The 17,083-nt window shown below is 66.8% G+C and carries 14 protein-coding genes; 9 read left to right on the top strand and 5 right to left on the bottom strand.

Annotated features, from left to right (window positions below; translation table 11 throughout):
* Nucleotides 1-2: 2 nt before the first annotated feature.
* Genes RTX79_RS13820 through RTX79_RS13810 form a run of 3 tightly spaced genes read right to left on the bottom strand, consistent with a single transcriptional unit; the run spans nucleotide 3 to nucleotide 3,434 of the window.
* Nucleotides 3-851 (bottom strand): MurR/RpiR family transcriptional regulator, encoded by an 849-nt coding sequence (locus RTX79_RS13820; protein WP_312684380.1) that lies wholly within the window; start codon nucleotides 849-851, stop codon nucleotides 3-5.
* Nucleotides 852-888: 37 nt separating this feature from the next.
* Nucleotides 889-1,983 (bottom strand): dipeptide epimerase, encoded by a 1,095-nt coding sequence (locus RTX79_RS13815; protein WP_123700254.1) that lies wholly within the window; start codon nucleotides 1,981-1,983, stop codon nucleotides 889-891.
* Entirely contained in the window at nucleotides 1,983-3,434 is a 1,452-nt protein-coding gene (locus RTX79_RS13810; protein ID WP_312684377.1) for an SH3 domain-containing protein, read from the bottom strand. The genes RTX79_RS13815 and RTX79_RS13810 overlap by 1 nt, the downstream gene beginning before the upstream one ends.
* A gap of 131 nt (nucleotides 3,435-3,565) precedes the next feature.
* Here RTX79_RS13810 and RTX79_RS13805 point away from each other — a divergent pair, with 131 nt between their 5' ends.
* The 9 genes from RTX79_RS13805 (at nucleotide 3,566) to hglS (ending at nucleotide 14,457) form a co-directional block, all read left to right on the top strand.
* Nucleotides 3,566-5,068 carry a transglutaminase-like domain-containing protein gene (locus RTX79_RS13805; protein WP_312684375.1) on the top strand — a complete coding sequence of 501 codons (1,503 nt, stop codon included), beginning with the start codon at nucleotides 3,566-3,568 and terminating at the stop codon, nucleotides 5,066-5,068.
* 39 nt (nucleotides 5,069-5,107) lie between these two features.
* The gene (locus RTX79_RS13800; RefSeq protein WP_312684374.1) at nucleotides 5,108-8,134 is read left to right on the top strand and encodes a TonB-dependent receptor; all 3,027 of its coding nucleotides are present in this window, start codon (nucleotides 5,108-5,110) and stop codon (nucleotides 8,132-8,134) included.
* A gap of 153 nt (nucleotides 8,135-8,287) precedes the next feature.
* The gene (locus RTX79_RS13795; protein WP_312684372.1) at nucleotides 8,288-9,820 is read left to right on the top strand and encodes a serine hydrolase domain-containing protein; all 1,533 of its coding nucleotides are present in this window, start codon (nucleotides 8,288-8,290) and stop codon (nucleotides 9,818-9,820) included.
* Entirely contained in the window at nucleotides 9,753-10,466 is a 714-nt protein-coding gene (locus RTX79_RS13790; RefSeq protein ID WP_312684371.1) for a M15 family metallopeptidase, read from the top strand. Before RTX79_RS13795 ends, RTX79_RS13790 begins: the two co-directional genes overlap by 68 nt.
* Nucleotides 10,467-10,500: 34 nt before the next feature.
* Nucleotides 10,501-10,878, top strand: coding sequence for a hypothetical protein (locus tag RTX79_RS13785; protein ID WP_312684370.1), 378 nt, complete (start codon nucleotides 10,501-10,503; stop codon nucleotides 10,876-10,878).
* Nucleotides 10,879-11,097: 219 nt separating this feature from the next.
* Complete coding sequence (locus RTX79_RS13780) at nucleotides 11,098-11,523, top strand: EF-hand domain-containing protein (protein ID WP_057508218.1); 426 nt, start codon at nucleotides 11,098-11,100, stop codon at nucleotides 11,521-11,523.
* Between the two features lie 145 nt (nucleotides 11,524-11,668).
* Nucleotides 11,669-12,418: an HAD family hydrolase gene (locus tag RTX79_RS13775; RefSeq protein ID WP_312684367.1), complete on the top strand. Its 750-nt coding sequence runs from the start codon at nucleotides 11,669-11,671 to the stop codon at nucleotides 12,416-12,418.
* Between the two features lie 61 nt (nucleotides 12,419-12,479).
* Nucleotides 12,480-12,968, top strand: a complete 489-nt coding sequence (locus RTX79_RS13770) for a hypothetical protein (RefSeq protein WP_312684421.1) — start codon at nucleotides 12,480-12,482, stop codon at nucleotides 12,966-12,968.
* Between the two features lie 124 nt (nucleotides 12,969-13,092).
* Entirely contained in the window at nucleotides 13,093-14,457 is a 1,365-nt protein-coding gene (gene hglS, locus RTX79_RS13765; protein WP_312684366.1) for a 2-oxoadipate dioxygenase/decarboxylase HglS, read from the top strand.
* Between the two features lie 75 nt (nucleotides 14,458-14,532).
* Here the strand turns inward: hglS and RTX79_RS13760 are convergent, their stop codons facing one another.
* Nucleotides 14,533-15,327 carry a hypothetical protein gene (locus RTX79_RS13760; protein ID WP_312684365.1) on the bottom strand — a complete coding sequence of 265 codons (795 nt, stop codon included), beginning with the start codon at nucleotides 15,325-15,327 and terminating at the stop codon, nucleotides 14,533-14,535.
* A gap of 72 nt (nucleotides 15,328-15,399) precedes the next feature.
* A complete protein-coding gene (locus RTX79_RS13755) occupies nucleotides 15,400-16,914 on the bottom strand; it encodes an acetyl-CoA hydrolase/transferase family protein (protein ID WP_312684364.1) in 1,515 nt (504 codons plus the stop codon).
* Between the last annotated feature and the right edge of the window lie 169 nt (nucleotides 16,915-17,083).

The following is a 17,083-nucleotide window of genomic DNA, read 5'->3' as shown; positions in this document are numbered from 1 at the left end:
GGTCAGGTATTCAGCAGGTGTTCGATGCGTTCCAGGTTCACCGCCAACTGGCGGTTGCGATCCGGATTGGCGTCGCACAACAGCACGAAAACAAAATCCAGCAGGGACTGCAAGGACGCACGGTACAGCACCTGCGCCATGTGCGGCGCGCGGTCTTCGGCGCAGACCGCAAGCGAGGCATCGGCATGGGCACGCAGCGGGTTGGCGGTGTGCCGGGTGATCGACACAACCTTGCCGCCCAGGTCCTGGAACTGCCGCGACAGCATCGACAGCTGTGGCAGCTTGCCGAACTCGGAGAACACCAGCATCACATCACCCGGGCGCGCAGCGGACAGGTTGGCCAGCATCAGGATCGGATCGGCGTGGTGCACCACCAGCATGCCCAGCAGGGACAGCCGCATCGCGAATTCGCGTGCGTACAGGCCATCGTCGCCCAGCCCGTACACGAACAGCTTGGGCGCCGCATCGACCAGGGCGACGATGCGCTCCACGTCGGCCTGCGGATTGGCCGCCCGCGTTTCGTCCTCGGCTGCCGCCTTGCTGGCCTGCAGCGCCTGGGCAATGCGCAGGTATCCGTCCAGCCCTCCGGCGACCGCAGGCGGTGAAGCGGGTGCGGCGCCGCTGCGGGCCACGTCCTGGCCAATGGAGAATTTCAGGTCCGGATAGCCCCTGAAACCCAGCTTCTGCGCGAACTTGACCACGCTGGACTGACTGATGCCCAGCGCGCTGGCCAGCTGCTGCGAGGAGTAATCGCGCAGCAGGTGCGCGTTCTCAAGGATGAAATCCGCGATGCGGCGCTCGATCGCCGACATCTGTCCGCGCTCGGCGCGGATCTTCAGCAGCGGCGGCATGCAACAGCATCCAGGGCGTTACCGCAGCGGACCGCACTCACGCCAGCATCTCCAGTCCACGTACTTCGGTGATGCCCAGCCCCGGTGCGTCGCTGATGCTGATTTCCGATTCGTTGAAGGTCACCCCGCCACTGACCGGGTCGAACTGGCCCAGCGACGGCCCATCCAGGTCGACCTTGGTGATCACATCGCTTTTGGCCACCGCCAGGTGCACCGCGGCGGCCACGCTGATGCTGGATTCGATCATGCAGCCGATCATGCACGGCACACCGTGGATGGCGGCGATGTCGGCGATGCGGATCGCATTGGACAGCCCACCGGTCTTCATCAGCTTGATGTTGACGATGTCCGCGGCGCGCTGCTGGATCAGGTCGATCACCTGGCTCGGATTGAACACGCTCTCATCGGCCATCACCGGCGTGTTGACCCGGTCGGTGACGTACTTCAGGCCGGCGATGTCAGCGGCCTTGACCGGCTGCTCCAGCAGTTCCAGCACCACTCCGGCCTCTTCCAGTGCACGCATCGCCTGCACCGCCTGCTTGGCGGTCCAGCCCTGGTTGGCATCCAGCCGCAGCAGCGCACGGCCCTGCACGGCGGCATGGATGGCCTTGACCCGTTCGATGTCCAGGCCGATGTCCTTGCCGACCTTGATCTTCAGCGATTCGAAGCCGCGATCCAGCGCGGACAGGGAGTCGGCGACCATCTTGTCGATGTAGTCCACGCTGATGGTGATGTCGGTGGTGATCACCGGATCGCCGCCGCCCAGCATCTGGTACAGCGGCGCGTCGTGCAGCTGCGCCCACAGGTCGTACAGGGCGATTTCCACCGCGGCCTTGGCGCTGCTGTTGCGCTCCATCGACGACTGCACCAGGGCGCACAGGCGGTTGAGGTTGGCCACGTCCTGGCCGACCAGCCGCGGCTTGATGAAGTGGCGGATCGCTTCGATGATCGACCCGTGCGTATCACCGGTGATCACCGCGGTCGCCGCTGCTTCACCGTAGCCGGTGTGGCCGGTGTCGGTGCGGATCATCACCACCACGTCCTCGACGGTGTCGACGGTGCGCAGCGCGGTCTTGAAGGGTGTCTTCAGGGGCACGCGCAGCATGCCCAGTTCGATATCGGTGATTTTCATCAAGGCGTCTGTCGCGTGCTCTGCGGGCGCACCCGCTGGATGTTGGTGATGCGGTCGATGTAGCGCAGGTCATCGCTGGCCATCATCGGCTCCAGCGGGGTGACCGATACACCGTTCAAGTGCGCCTGGATGCGGGTGCCGTCCTCGCCTTTCCAGCTGCCACCGGCGGTGTCATGGATCACCCAGGTACGGCCGTCGACGTGGCCGATCGCCATCATCACGTGGCCGGGGATGTACACCAGGTCGCCCACCTGCAGGTCGGCCACGGCGCGCTCGCGTCGGGCGGCGCCGTCCTTTTCGGTGAAGGCGATGCGATCCAGCGCCGGGCTGATGCCCTGCGCGCTGGTATTGCGCGGCAGCAGCACGCCGGCGCTGCGGTAGATTTCCGAAACGAAGCCGCTGCAGTCGCGGGTGTCGTAGTCGTGGCCCCAGCCGTAGCGCTCGCCCAGGAATTTGTACGCCTGGGTGAGCAGGGTGCGCGGGGTCAGCGGCAGGTAATCGGCGCTGCTGTCCTGCGAACGCGGCAGCAGCGCGGGCACCAGCTTCAGCGCGCCATCGGCTTCGCGCACGGGCAGCTGCACCACCCAGCTGGCGTGCGCCTGCTGGCCGTTGACCGCCTGCGCCGGCGACCACTGCGCCAGCACCGGCAGGCGCACGCCCATGTCCAGCTGCAGGCGCGAAACGCGCGGCTCTTCCGGCGTGAACGCGGTATGCGCCACTGCACCGGTGATCACCCGGTACGGGCCGGTCGCGGCGTAACCCAGCACCGTGTCCCTGCTGCCGGTGGCCACGTACTGCGCTTCGATCCACGCGCTGTAACGCTCGCTGTGGACGAACAGCCAGGCGCCATCGGCGCTGCGGTGGACCACCGCGACCTTGTCGCCGGGGAACAGCGCCGATTCCTGGAACCGGTCGATGTCGGTGTTTTCGGTGCTGCTGAAAACACGCTGCCGGGTCGGGAAGGTGCGCAGCGCCGCGCGGTGCACCACCAGCCCGTACTGCGGCGCGGTGCGGGCGGGCAGCCTGTCCAGTGCTAGGTTGGCTTCGATGTCGGCACGCTGGCCGGCCGGGATCGCGGTGCCGTGGGCGTCATACAGCGCCCGCGTCGGCCAGCGCGACAGCGCGGTGATCGACTCGCGCAGCGTGGCGGCGGGCAGCGATGCGGGCAATGCCGCGATGTCCTGGATGTGCGGGTCTTCAGCGCGCATGCGCGTGTTCTGCGCGGCGATCTGCGTACGGTCCAGGATCAGCGCATCGGCATCGGGCAGCCGCGCGGCCCAGTACTGTGGCGTCAGATAGGCCTCGTGCAGGCCGATGACATAGGGCAGGGCGGGGCCGGGATCCGGCGTGGCGGCCGGCGCGCGCGCAAGCGCTGATGCCGCGCTGCTGCCCAGGGCCAGGCACAGGGCCAGCATCAGGGCACGGCGGGTGCTGCGGGGAGCCAGGAACATGCGGCAGTGACCCTGTTGGAAAGCTGTTGGAATAGTTATTCCTTTCGTCGCGGAACGCAAGAATAAATTATTGACCCTCATCTCGCTGCGTGTTACACAGCTGTTACCACCCGCGCTGGGGAAGTGTCGCTGTGGATCCGGTCGTTCGCAAACTGTTGCTGCCTGCTGCTGCCTGCCTGTGCGCGGCCGTGGCGTGGGCGCAGCCTGCAGCGGACGCGGCCACGCCGATACCCGCTGCGGTGTCCGATGCGGCGGTGATCGCGATGATCGACCAGGGGCGATTCGCCGAGGCCAACGCGCTGCTTGATGCTTGGCTGGCGCGCCCTCCCGGTGCCGTAGATCGGGATGTGCTGGCCTTTCAGCAGGAGCGCATGCGGCGCATCCGCCTGGACTTCAGCCTGGATGAAGCGGCCGCCAAGCAGAAGCTGCGGCACTGGATCCCCGACCTGCGCGATGACGAGTTCGCGCGCTGGGACGCACAGGGACTGATCGAGCACCTGGATATCGATGGCGAGCGGCGGTACTTCAAGCGTGCCCCGGCCAACCTGTTCCGCCTCAGCAGCGAGGCCCGCGCACGCCGCCGTGCCGATGCCCCGATGCCGGCCGATGGACCCTACGAAAGGCTGGCCCCGTACCACGCGCAGGTGGTCGCTGCCGCCGCGCGCAGCGGCGCCGATTCGGTCCTGCCGCAACGCGTGGAGGTCACCCAGTCCCTGGTGGTGAAGGCCGATGCGGTGCCGGCCGGCGAGACCGTGCGTGCCTGGATTCCGTACCCGCGCGAAATCCCCGGCCAGCAGGAGCAGCTGCAGTGGATCGGCAGTTCGCCGTCCGGCGCGCAGGTGGCACCGGCCAGCACGCTGCAGCGCACCGCCTACCTGGAAGCGCCGGCCGTGGCCGGGCAGCCGACCCGTTTCCAGATCCGCTACGCGCTCACCGTCAGCGCCCGCCACACCGCGATTGATCCTGCTGCGGTGCAGCCCACGCCGAACGATGCGGCGCTGGCACCGTACCTGGCCGAGCAGCCACCGCACGTGCGCTTCACCCCGGCACTGCGCGCCTATTCCGAACGCGTGCTGCAGGGTGAGACGCGGCCGCTTGAAGTGGTGCGCCTGCTGTATCACGCGGTTGACCAGATCCCGTGGGCCGGCGCGCGCGAGTATTCCACGATCAGCAACATCAGCGAACATGCGCTGCAGGCCGGCCACGCCGACTGCGGCCAGCAGACCCTGCTGCTGATCACCCTGCTGCGCATGAACGGCATCCCGGCGCGCTGGCAATCCGGCCGCGTGTTCTCCGACAACGCGATCGGCTACAGCAACCTGCACGACTGGGGCGCGGTGTACCTGGCGCCGTACGGCTGGCTGCCGATGGACGTCACCACCGGTGCACTGGACAGTGACCAGCCGGCGTTGCGCGACTTCTATCTCGGTGGCATCGACGGCTACCGGATCGCCTTCAACGATGATTTCGGCCAGGCCTTCGTGCCGGCCAAGCAGCACTTCCGCTCGGAAACGGTGGACTCGCAGCGCGGCGAGGCCGAGTGGGCAGGCGGCAACCTGTACTTCGACCAGTGGGACGACCAGTTCCAGTGGACGGTACGGCCTGCAGGCGGCAAACCCAGCGCGACACCCTAGTCAACCACACCGTTCAATTTCTGCAGGAGAGAGCAGGGGATGAAGGCAATCAGCATCAAGCGGGCGGCGTTGGCCGTCGCCCTGGGCGCGTGCCTGGGCATGATCGTGCCCAGCGTCGCAACGGCACAGACGGTCTCCGGCGCAGTCGCTGGCCGGGCCACCGCCGGGGACCTGGTCACCGTGGTCAACCGCGGTACCGGGCTGACCCGTTCGGCCACCACCGCCAGCGACGGCAGCTACCGCCTGGGCCAGCTGCCGGTCGGCGATTACACCCTGCAGCTCAGCCGCGACGGTGCCGCCCTGGGCGAGCCGGTCAGCGTCAGCGTTGCCGTTGGTGGCACCACCACGGTGAACCTGGCCAGCGGTGGCGGGGTGGTCAACCTGGATGCCCTGCAGGTGGTCGGTTCGCGGGTGATCAACCGGGTGGACGTGTATTCCACCGAGACCTCGTTCAACGTCAACCGCCAGGAAATCTCGCGCTTGCCGGTGGCGCAGGACCTGTCCGCCGTCGCCCTGCTGGCGCCGGGCGTGGTCGGGGGCAACTCGTCGTTCGGTGGGCTGTCCTTTGCCGGTTCCTCCGTGGCCGAAAACGCGGTCTACATCAACGGCCTCAACGTCACCGACATGTACACCCGGCGGGGCTTCTCCAGCGCACCGTTCGGCTTCTTCCAGGAATTCCAGGTCAAGACCGGCGGTTATTCGGTGGAGTTCGGCCGCTCCACCGGCGGGGTGATCAACGCGGTGACCCGCTCGGGCAGCAATGAGTTCGAAGGCGGCGCGGAAGTCACCTTCGAACCCAATGCCTGGCGCTCGGCGGCACGCGATCATTTCCACCGCGACGGCTCGCCGCACGCCTACGCCAGCACCGACGCCACCTCGTTCACCAAGACCAACGTCTGGGGTTCCGGCGCGCTGGTGAAGGACAGGCTGTTCCTGTTCGCGATGTACGAAAAGCGCGATACCGATGGCAACAACACGTCATCCGATGGCCGCACCTGGTTCGACAACAGCGGCAACGATGATTTCTGGGGTGCCAAGCTGGATTGGAACATCACCGACAACCACACCCTGGAACTGCTGGCGTTCTCCGACGAGACCGAAACCACCCAAGCCTCTTCCGGCTACACCTGGGACACCCGCACGCTGGGCCAGTGGGGCGGTGACACGCTGACCGACGGCGGCGGCAGGAACTGGTCGGCCACCTATACCGGCCGCTTCGGCGAAAGCTTCACCGCCAAGGCGATGGTCGGCCAGAACAACCAGCGGGCGTTCTCCAATTCCACGCTGGACCTGTACTGCGATGCCGTGTTCACCGATGCCACCTATGCACCCTACCTGGGCCAGTTGAACGGCCTGCGCGCCGGCTGCCATCCCACCGGCACCGCCATCGCCGAACGCGATGACACCCGCGATGCCGCGCGGCTGGACTTCGAATGGGCACTCGGCCGCCACCTGCTGCGCTTCGGCGTGGACCGCGAACTGATGACCACCGAGCAGTCCACGCGCTACCCGGGCCCGAGCCAGATGACCTACACCGCGTATGCGGCGCGGCCCGGCGATGAGGTGTGGGACGGCGCCAACGCCTACGTGCCGGCCGGGGTCAACCAGATGCTGCGCGCGCGCAACCGCGTGTCCGGCGGCACCTTCGAAACCGAGGCCAACGCCTTCTACCTGGAAGACATCTGGAACGTCACCTCCACCCTGATGTTGAACCTGGGCGTGCGCTGGGACCGCTTCGAGAACCGCACCGCCGATGGCGATGCCTTCATCAAGATGGACGACCTGATCGCCCCGCGCGTGGGCTTTGCCTGGGACATGAAGGGGGACGGCAGCACCAAGCTGTTCGGCAACGCCGGCCGCTATTACCTGCCGGTGACCAACAACATCAACGTCAATTTCGCCGGCGGGCTCACCGACGAATACACCTACTACGTGCTCAACGGCTGGCAGCAGCAGAGCAACCCGGTCACCGGTGCGCCGTACATGGCGCCGGTCATCGGCCAGCAGGTCGGTCCGACCGATACCCGTATGAACACCGGCGCGGCCGATCTGCGCCAAAGCGTGGACAAGGACCTGAAGGCGGTCTACCAGGACGAATACATCCTCGGCTTCCAGACCATGATCAACCAGGCTTGGTCGTGGGGCGTCAACGGGACCTACCGGCGCATGACCCGCGCGCTGGACGACATGCGCCTGAACTACACCCCGTGCGGCCCGACCGGCAGCACCCTGTGGCCGATCGCCAACCCCGGCGAGAGCCTGACCATCTGGGGCGATTCCAGCATCGGCTGCGCCGAGGAAGGCTGGATCACCATCGACACCGCCAACAGCGGCTACCGCAAGGGCGGCAGTGGCGAAGTGGTCGGCTATTCCAAGCCCAAGCGCACCTACAAGGCGCTGGAGTTCCAGCTGGACCGTGCGTGGGACGAGAAGTGGATGTTCAACGCGTCCTACCTGTGGTCCAAGAGCGAGGGCAATTTCGAAGGCCCGGTGAACTCGGACACCAACTACGGTGACACCGGCATGGTCCAGCACTGGGACCATCCTTCCAACAACGAACGCTACGGGTCGCTGTTCAACGACTTCCGCCACCAGTTCAAGTTCCGCGCGGCGTATGCGTTGAACGAACAGTGGTCGTTCGGCACGACGCTGCAGGTGCAGTCGGGTGGCCCGATCACCGCCTTCGGCGTGATGTGGCCGGGCGACACGGTGGCCGGCGGCAGTACCTCCAGCGAAGGCAGCGGGGGCGGCACCGGCTGGCTGTGCGTGGCCAACTGCAGTGGCAGCTACGACCAGCGCGTGTTCGAGCCTACTGCCCGCGGTGCGTTCGGCAACCTGCCGTGGACGTGGACCATGGGCGCGAACGTGACCTGGCGGTTGCCGGTGGACGGCATCGACCTGAGCGCGCGGCTGTCGGTCTACAACCTGTTCAACAACCAGACCGTCATCAACGTGCACCAGCGCTATGAAAGCCAGCCGGGCGTGTACCGCGAAGCCACGTTCAACACCGGCACCCGCTGGCAGGCACCGCGTTACGCGCAACTCGTGGTGGCCTGGAATTTCTAGCCCGGCAGCGACGGCCGGCCCCGGTAGTGACGGCCGCTGGCCGTCAGCTCTTGCCCTGGTGGGTGACGACCGTTGGTCGTCACGCTTCAGCTCCTGCCGCTTCGCTCGCCGAGCATGGCTTGGCGCTACCCATCCACGCTGAAGGTTGATTCCATGTTCGCGCCCCTGCTGCTGTTCGCCCTGGCAGCCCCACCGTTCGACGCCCTGTTCGAACGCACGATGCAGCGTGAGCAGCTGCCCGGCATCGCCATGGGCGTGGTGGAAGACGGCAAGGTGGTCTACCGCCGCGCGGAAGGCAGCCGCGGCGATACCCCCGACGCCCGCATCGATGCCGATACGCTGTTCAAGATCGCCTCCAACAGCAAGGCGATGACCGCCGCCCTGCTCGCCCGCCTGGTGGAACAGGGCAAGCTGCGCTGGGACGATCCGGTGCGCAGGCACCTGCCGTCCTTCACGATGTTCGATCCCTGGGTGGGCGAACAGATGCAGGTGCGCGACCTGCTCATCCACAACAGCGGACTCGGCCTGGGCGCCGGCGACCTGATGCTGTGGCCGGAACCGAACCACTTCACGCGCGCCGACATCATCGCCGGGCTGGCCCACCTCAAGCCGGTCACCAGCTTCCGCAGTGGCTATGCCTACGACAACCTCCTGTACGTGGTCGCCGGTGAAGTGGCCGCCGCAGCCGCTGGAAAACCGTATGACCAGCTGATTCGCGAACAGGTGTTCATCCCGCTGGGGTTGTCGCGTTGCCAGGTCGGCGCGTGGTCTCCCCCGGCCGTGGGCAACATCGCCCAGCCCCACGTGCGCCGCGAGGGGCGCAACGTGGTGATCGCCGCGGACGGCGACAGCAGCCCGGATTCGCCGTCGATGGCGGCCGGTGGCATCCGCTGCTCGTTGAACGACATGTTGCGCTGGATGCAGGTACTGCTGGATCCGTCGCAGGTGCCGGGCTGGCTGGGCAGTGAACAGCGCCGCCAACTGTGGACGCTGCAGATGCCGATGCCCTTGGGCGAGCGGCAACGGCGCTGGGACAACTCGCACTTCGCCGGCTACGGATACGGCTGGCGCCTGTCCGACCTGGACGGGCAGTGGAAGGTGGCGCATACCGGAACGCTGTCCGGCATGTATTCCTCGCTGGCGCTGCTGCCGGACCGCAAGGTCGGCGTGGTGCTGCTGATCAACGGTGAAGGCGAAGATGCGCGTACCGCGCTGATGCAGGCCGCGTTGAAGCACTACACCGCCCCGGGCGCCACGCAGGGGGTGGATGGCTGGCTGGACGACCTGGCGCAGGCACGCGCGCCATCGCCGACAGAGGCCGATCCGCTGCCCGATACCCGCACCACAGTGCCGGCGCCGGCAACCGCGCTGGCAGCACTGCAGGGCCGCTATCGCGATCCGTGGCTGGGCGAGGCGTCGCTGTGCCCGTGGCAGGGGAGGCTGCGCTTCAGCGTGGACAAATCGCCGCGGCTGCAGGCCGATGTCGTGCAGGCCGGACCGCGCTGGGCGCTGCGCTGGGATACGCTGGAACCGGCCGCGCAGGCGTGGCTGCAGCCCAACGACACGCCGGTCCCCACGCTGGACCTGCGCGCCATCGACCCGGATATCGACTTCAGCTATGACTACCAGGACCTGCATTTCACTCGCATTGGCGATTGCCCTGGCAACCAGCGCCGGCGCCGCTGAAGCACCGACCGTATCGCCTGCGCGCAGCGCCGCCGAGGCCGGGCTGGTGGACATCCGCACGCGCGCGCCCGGCATCGCGCTGGATATCCGCTACGCCACCTCCAACAACTTCACCGGCCGCCCGGTGCCCGGCTATGAGGCAGCTGCCTGCTATCTGCTGCCGCCGGTCGCCGATGCCCTGGCCAAGGTGGAACGCCAGCTGCGCAGCCAGGGCCATGCATTGCAGGTGCATGACTGCTACCGCCCGGTGCGTTCGGTGCAGGCCTTCGTGGCCTGGGCGCGGGACCCGCACGAAACCTCGCGCAAGGCCACGCAGTATCCGGACGTGGACAAGTCCCGCCTGTTCGCCGAGGGCTACATCGCCGAGCAGTCCGGCCACAGTCGCGCCGCCACCGTGGACGTGGGCCTGATGCAGTGCGAAGCCGCGCGCTGCACGCCACTGGACATGGGCACCGACTTCGATTTCTTCGGCGTGCGTGCGCACACCGCTGCCGATGGACTCAGCACCCTGCAACAGGCCAACAGGACCTACCTGCTGCAGGCGATGGCCGCTGCCGGCTTCGCCAACTACCCGAAGGAATGGTGGCACTACACCTTCCAGCCCGAGCCGGACCCGCACACCGCCTACGACGTGCCGGTGGACTGATTCGCGCAGTTGGCCCGGCCATTACACTGTGGCCATGAACCTTCCCCTCCATTTCGGTCTGCTCGGCACCCTGGAAGCTGCGGGCATCGCCCTGCTCGTGGGCCTGCTGGTGTATTTCCTGTTCCACCACATCGCACGCGTGCTGCGCTGGACCCACGGCCACGCGTTGGGCTGGGCCAGCGGTATCGCGGTGGTCATCTCCGCCGGCATCGACATGTGGAAGCTGTTCTACATGGGCATCGTGCGGATGGAATCGCCGTTCTACGCGCGCCTCTACCTGTCCACCATCCACGATCCGAACGAACTGGGCAGCCGCGTGGTGCTGGAGATCCTCGGTGCGTTGTCCGGTGTCGCGCTCGGCTGGGTGCTGTTCAGTTCGCGGTCAGCGCCGGAACGTGGTGACGCAGGCTGAATTTCGTTCGCGCCTCGTTAAATCCGCGCCCGCTGAATGCGCACCTTACTTTCCGCTCACCGCCTTCTAACCAAGCCGGTAGCCGATGCCCGGCCGGTAGTGGTTAATGCCGCGTATGAAGGCCGATCGCGCCCCAATTTGCGTTCATCGGCGCGCTGCCAACGTAGGCCCCGTACGGAACACATGGCCGTGCAACATCACATCCAAGGAGACCACCCAATGACTCTTCGTAACCGCAAGCCGCTGATCGCCCTCCTCGTTGCCGCCGGCAGTGTGTTCGCCCTTCCGGCCATGGCGCAGAGCGCCGCACAGGAACAGGCGGCCACTGCACAGGCGCAGGCCGTGCAGGCACAGCAGGCAGCAGCTGCGGCCGGCAACCAGGCGGCTGAAGCAGGCAATGCCGCAGACCAGGCCACGCATGCCGCCGGCCAGGCTGCTGCACAGGCCAATGGGGGCGGCCAGACCTGGGCCAGCATCGATACCGATGGCAATGGCACCATCAGCAAGACCGAGGCACAGGTGAACGCCGGCCTCGCACAGGTCTTCGACCAGGCCGACACCAACAAGGACGGCGAGCTGTCGGCCGATGAATACAAGGCCTTCGTGCAGGCCCAGCAGGGCGCCGCCGGCGCGCAGGGCAACTAAGCCCGGCAACACCCGCGTAGCGCCGGGCCACGCTCGACGAGCGCACCGCGCGGCAGCACAAAGCGCCGACCCCGGGTCGGCACGTCGCAACAGGCAGGGCGGCCCACGCAGGCCAGTGCGTGGGCCGCCCTGTTATTCTTCGCGCATGAAAATATCCACGCCCGCGCGCGGCAGCGCCATCGGCCTGGTTGGTTTTGACGGTGACGATACGCTGTGGAAGAGCGAGGATTACTACCGCAAGGCCGAACAGGATTACCTCGACCTGCTTTCGCACTACATCGACGTGCATGACACGCAGACCGCCCGGCACCTGCTCGACGTGCAGCGCCGCAACCTCGCGGTATTCGGGTATGGGGTCAAGGCGATGACCCTGTCGATGATCGAAGCGGCCATCGAAATCACCGACAGCCGCGTCAGCGCAACGCACATCCAGCGCATGCTGGACATCGGCCACGACACCCTGCGCCATCCGGTGGAGCTCATCGACGGCGTCCGCGAATCGGTGGCCCTGATCGCCGAACAGTATCCCGTCGTGCTGATCACCAAGGGTGACCTGTTTCACCAGGAAGCCAAGATCAAGGTGGCCCAGCTGCACGACCTGTTCCCGCGCATCGAAATCGTGTCGGAGAAAGATCCGGAGACCTATGCCCGCGTGTTGGCTGAATTCGACCTGCCGATCAACCAGTTCGTGATGGTCGGCAACTCGCTGCGCTCGGATATCGAACCGGTGGTGACCCTCGGTGGCTGGGGCGTGCATACGCCTTACGCGGTGACCTGGGCGCACGAAACCGAACACGGCGTGGCCGACGATGAACCGCGCATGGTCACCGCCGATACGGCGTGGGACTGGCCGGCCGCGCTGCAGGCCATCGAAGCCAAGGCCGCGGCCGCCTGAAGCGGTGACCTGAAACGGCTGACCTGACACGGCGGCCCGGCTGGGTCACAATCCCAGCATGATGCGCCTGCTGAAAACGCTGCTGTTGCTGTCCGCGCTGCTGGTGCCGGCGATCACGCTGGCCCAGCAGACAGCGGAGAAATCGGCCACCTATACGGTGGACACCGGTGATGCGTGGATCGACACCTGGCTGGCCGACATCAACCATTACGCCGAGCGCTATCCGGACAGTTTCCTGGACGAGGTCGCGCGCTACAGCGGGGTGGATCGCGGTTACGCCGCCGCGCTGGTCAACAACCACGGCTGGCACGCGGCCGATGTGTACTTTGCCTGCTTCTGGGCCAAGGCCATCACGTTGAGCTGCCGCGAGGTGGTACGGGCATTCAGCGCCCACCGCGACGCCGGCTGGGAGGCGGCCGTGGAAGCCTTGCCGGTGCCGCCGGACAACCTGCACAAGCGCGCGCTGCGCCACGCCATCGTGGCCAGCTACCGGCATTGGGATCGACCGATCACCTTGGATGCCACGCTGCGCCGCCAGCTGGGGCAGTAACGGTAGCGCGGGGCCGTGCTCGGCCGGCTGCTGGCAATCCGCCGAGCACGGGCGCTACCAAAGCGGCGATGGCCCGGCGACAATGCCTGCCAACGCATGTTCCGTGTTCCTTGCTGGATACCCCATGAGCGCTGCTGAATTCGTTTCGCCCGATGCCATCCGCCGCCTGTTCGCACAGGCCATGTCGCGCATGTACCGCACCGAAGTGCCGCTGTACGGCGACCTGGTCGACCTGGTCGCGCAGATCAACGCGCAGGTGCTGGCCGACGACACCGACCTGGCCGCGCAACTGGAGCGCAACGATGGCCGCGGTCGCCTGGATGAAGAGCGGCATGGCGCGATCCGGGTCGGCAGCGCCGACGAGCTGTCCACCCTGCGCCGCCTGTTCGCGGTGATGGGCATGTATCCGGTCGCCTATTACGACCTCAGCGTGGCCGGCGTGCCGGTGCATTCCACCGCGTTCCGCCCGATCGACGCGGCGGCGCTGGCGGCCAATCCGTTCCGCGTGTTCACCTCGCTGCTGCGCCTGGAGCTGATCGAAGATCCGGCGTTGCGCGAGCAGGCCGCGCAGATCCTGGCGCGCCGGCGCATCTTCACCGACGATGCATTGGCGCTGGTCGAACAGGCCGAGCGCGAGGGCGGCCTGCACGCCGCCGACGCCGAGCGCTTCGTCGCCGAAGCACTGGAAACCTTCCGCTGGCACAGCGATGCCACCGTGGCGCTGGATACCTACCATGCCCTGGGCAATGCACACCGGCTGATCGCCGACGTGGTCAGTTTCCGTGGCCCGCACATCAACCACCTCACCCCGCGAACGCTGGACATCGATGCGGCGCAGGCGGCGATGATCGAACGTGGCATGGCCGCCAAGGCGGTCATTGAAGGCCCGCCGCGCCGTGCGTGCCCGATCCTGCTGCGGCAGACCAGCTTCAAGGCGCTGGAAGAGCCGGTGCATTTCCCGAAGGACGACGGCGGCGATGCCGGCACCCATACCGCACGCTTCGGCGAGATCGAGCAGCGCGGTCTGGCGCTGACGCCGAAGGGCCGCGCGCTGTACGACCAGTTGCTGGCGCAGGCACGCGAAACCGAGGGCGCCGGCAGCACCGGCGGTGACTATGGCCAGCGCTTGCAGGCGGCGTTTGCCGGCTTCCCGGACGACCACGCCACGCTGCGCAGCGAAGGCCTGGGCTACTACCGTTACCAGCTGACCGACGCCGGCCGTGCAGCCCGGCAGCGCGTGGCCGACCTGCCCGCCGAAGTGCTGATCGGAGAAGGCCTGGCGACCGCCGATCCGATCATCTACGAAGACTTCCTGCCGGTCAGCGCCGCAGGCATCTTCCAGTCCAACCTGGGCGGCGGCGAACAGCGTGCGTATGCGGCGCATGCCAACCGCGATGCCTTTGAAACCGCGCTGGGCGCGCGGGTGCATGACGAGTTCGCGTTGTACGAAAAGCTGCAGCAGGACTCACTGGTGGCGTTGCGGGCGTAGCTGCAGGAGGCTGCCCCGGTGTCCGCAGACGCGGTGCCGCGCACTCACCCTGCGGCCTCGGGCGGGGATTCTTGATCAGCGGGTCACCTTGCCGGGTGTGGCAAGCGATTGACCGGGTGACGGCCAGGGATGAAACGCGCGCAGTTCGGCAAGCACGGCTGCTGCATCGTCCGTTGTTTCGTTCAATGCGAAGGCGTAGGCCGTCGGTCCCAACGGATCTCCTTCCTGCCGGGGCCACATCAGCGGGTCGACTCCCGCTATCGCCTGACGCGCACCGCGCTGCCAGTGCAGTGCATCATTCAGCACCGTTCCGGCGACATGGACGGACGGGGCCTTGTCCACGCGGTACAGGCAGTGCCGCATGTAGGTGGTAAAGCCGTAGGTTCCGCTCATCACCGCACCGTTGGCTGCCACGGCGCGCAGCAGGTGGTCAATCGCATCCCTGTACTCCTGCAGCAGCGGCGGCAGCGGTGAAGCCGGTGCATTCGGCGACGGCGCAGTGCCCTGTCGGCGTTGTTCCGCCAGCGACGCGGCCAACGTCACGTCATCAGCCAGCGCCAGCGTGGTCGCGCGAAGGTACACGGCCGATTCCTGCCTTGTCAGGGTGCCGATGAAGGTCAGTCCGTCGCCGATCAGCTGCGGTGCACCGGCCTCCCCGCAACGTCGGCGCAGACACGCGACCAGATCGTTGCCGGTTTCGTCCGCAGCAAGCCGCAGCAGCGGTGGTACCGACTCCCTGTCAGTTCTCGCGGGCGTATTGGAAACGGCGCGCAGGGAAGCGTGCGTCGGTAAAGCCGGCGCACGGGTGTCGGCAGATACGACTGCAAATGCGGAGTGGCGGGAAGGGATGCTGGTCGGCTGTATGTACATGCCGCCAGCAAACGCGACGCGGCCGCGGCGCGCTTTCAGCGACCGCTCACCGTCCTGGTGCGCCGCATGGCATCAGGCCTTCATGCTGCCCGTATCCAACCACCGCTGGTGCCAGCTCAGCGCCTCCGGCAGCAGGTGCGGGGTGTGCTTGCCGTAACTCTCACGGCTGGCGCGGTCGAAGTAATCCTGCAGCTGCGCGCGGAAATCCGGGTGCGCGCAGTTGTCGATCAGCACCTGCGCGCGCTTGCGCGGGGTCAGGCCACGCAGGTCGGCCAGGCCCTGTTCGGTGACGATCACCGATACGTCGTGCTCGGTATGGTCGACATGGCTGACCATCGGCACGATGGCCGAAATGCTGCCATTCTTCGCCGTGGACGGGCTGAGGAACGCCGACAGGAAACCGTTGCGCGCGAAGTCACCGGAACCGCCGATGCCGTTCATGATCCGCGTGCCCATTACGTGGGTCGAATTGACGTTGCCGTACAGGTCCGCCTCGATCATACCGTTCATGCCGATGCAGCCCAGGCGCCGCACCAGCTCGGGATGGTTGGAGATTTCCTGCGTGCGCATGATGATGCGCTCGCGGTAGAAATCGATGTTCTCCTTGAACGTCTCGTTGGCCTGCGGGCTCAGCGCGAAGCCGGTGCACGAGGCATAACTCAGCACGCCGTCGCGCAGCAGGTCGAGCATGCCGTCCTGGATCACTTCGGTGAACGCGGCCAGGTCGCGGAAACCACTCTTGGCCAGGCCGGCCAGCACCGCGTTGGGGATGTTGCCCACCCCGCTCTGCAGCGGCAGCAGGTTGGCCGGCAGGCGGCCCTTGGCCACCTCGTGCTTGAGGAACTCGATCAGGTGCGCGGCGATCTGCTCGCTGGTGCTGTCAATCGGGCTGAACGGACTGTTGCGGTCCGGGCCGTTGGTGCGCACCACCGCCACGATCTTGTCCGGGTCGCAACGCAGCGCGGTTTCGCCGATGCGGTCATTGGCCTGCACCAGCGGAATCGGCTTGCGATGCGGCGGCAGCGCGGTGCCGTAGTAGATGTCATGCATGCCATCCAGGCCGGCCGGCTGCCACTCGTTGACCTCGACGATCACCTTCTTGGCCAGGTCCAGCCAGGTCTTGTTGTTGCCCACCGAGGTGGACGGCACCAACGCGCCGTCCTCGCGGATCGCCGACACTTCGATCACCGCCGTATCGATATCGCCATAGAAGCCGAACCACACGTGCTGGGCGACGTGGCTGAGGTGGATGTCGATGTAGTCAAGCTTGCCTTCGTTGATGCGATTGCGCGCATCCGGGTCGCTCTGGAACGGCATGCGCATGGCGATGCCATCGGCCTTGGCCAGCGCACCATCCAGTTCCGGGGCGGTGGAGGCGCCGGTCATCAGGCTGATCTGGAAGGGCAGGCCCTGGGCGTGCACCGCTTCGATGCGGCGGGCCAGTTCCACCGGCACGGCCTTGGGGTAACCCGATCCAGTGAAGCCGCTCATGGCCACGGTTTCACCGGGCTGGATGAGCGCGGCTGCGGCCTCGGCGGAGACCACGCGGTCACGGAGACGCGCGTTGGCGATGCGATCTGCAGGCATGACGACGATGTTTCGTGGGGGAAAGATCGATTATCGGCCAAACCTACCCGTACGGGGCCTGCGACCTTGGTGGGATGGCGCTTCCGGCGTGAAGGCTTCTGTACCCTCCAGTATTGTTTTGCAGTGCAGCGTGCAATGTGCTTTTGCAGTCGGCACGATGGCCCTGCAT

The organism is Stenotrophomonas chelatiphaga, assembly GCF_032054965.1.
In the GTDB taxonomy this organism is placed as follows: Bacteria; Pseudomonadota; Gammaproteobacteria; order Xanthomonadales; family Xanthomonadaceae; genus Stenotrophomonas; species Stenotrophomonas chelatiphaga.
The sequence above is the reverse complement of the archived record's forward strand: the minus strand, read 5'-3'. Positions and strand labels throughout refer to the sequence as shown.

Coding starts and splice junctions, on each gene's coding strand:
- RTX79_RS13820 (WP_312684380.1), bottom strand. CDS start 851: ATGCCGCCGCTGCTGAAGATCCGCGCCGAGCGCGGACAGATGTCGGCG.
- RTX79_RS13815 (WP_123700254.1), bottom strand. CDS start 1,983: ATGAAAATCACCGATATCGAACTGGGCATGCTGCGCGTGCCCCTGAAG.
- RTX79_RS13810 (WP_312684377.1), bottom strand. CDS start 3,434: ATGTTCCTGGCTCCCCGCAGCACCCGCCGTGCCCTGATGCTGGCCCTG.
- RTX79_RS13800 (WP_312684374.1), top strand. CDS start 5,108: ATGAAGGCAATCAGCATCAAGCGGGCGGCGTTGGCCGTCGCCCTGGGC.
- RTX79_RS13795 (WP_312684372.1), top strand. CDS start 8,288: ATGTTCGCGCCCCTGCTGCTGTTCGCCCTGGCAGCCCCACCGTTCGAC.
- RTX79_RS13790 (WP_312684371.1), top strand. CDS start 9,753: ATGACTACCAGGACCTGCATTTCACTCGCATTGGCGATTGCCCTGGCA.
- RTX79_RS13785 (WP_312684370.1), top strand. CDS start 10,501: ATGAACCTTCCCCTCCATTTCGGTCTGCTCGGCACCCTGGAAGCTGCG.
- RTX79_RS13780 (WP_057508218.1), top strand. CDS start 11,098: ATGACTCTTCGTAACCGCAAGCCGCTGATCGCCCTCCTCGTTGCCGCC.
- RTX79_RS13775 (WP_312684367.1), top strand. CDS start 11,669: ATGAAAATATCCACGCCCGCGCGCGGCAGCGCCATCGGCCTGGTTGGT.
- RTX79_RS13770 (WP_312684421.1), top strand. CDS start 12,480: ATGCGCCTGCTGAAAACGCTGCTGTTGCTGTCCGCGCTGCTGGTGCCG.
- hglS (WP_312684366.1), top strand. CDS start 13,093: ATGAGCGCTGCTGAATTCGTTTCGCCCGATGCCATCCGCCGCCTGTTC.
- RTX79_RS13760 (WP_312684365.1), bottom strand. CDS start 15,327: ATGTACATACAGCCGACCAGCATCCCTTCCCGCCACTCCGCATTTGCA.
- RTX79_RS13755 (WP_312684364.1), bottom strand. CDS start 16,914: ATGCCTGCAGATCGCATCGCCAACGCGCGTCTCCGTGACCGCGTGGTC.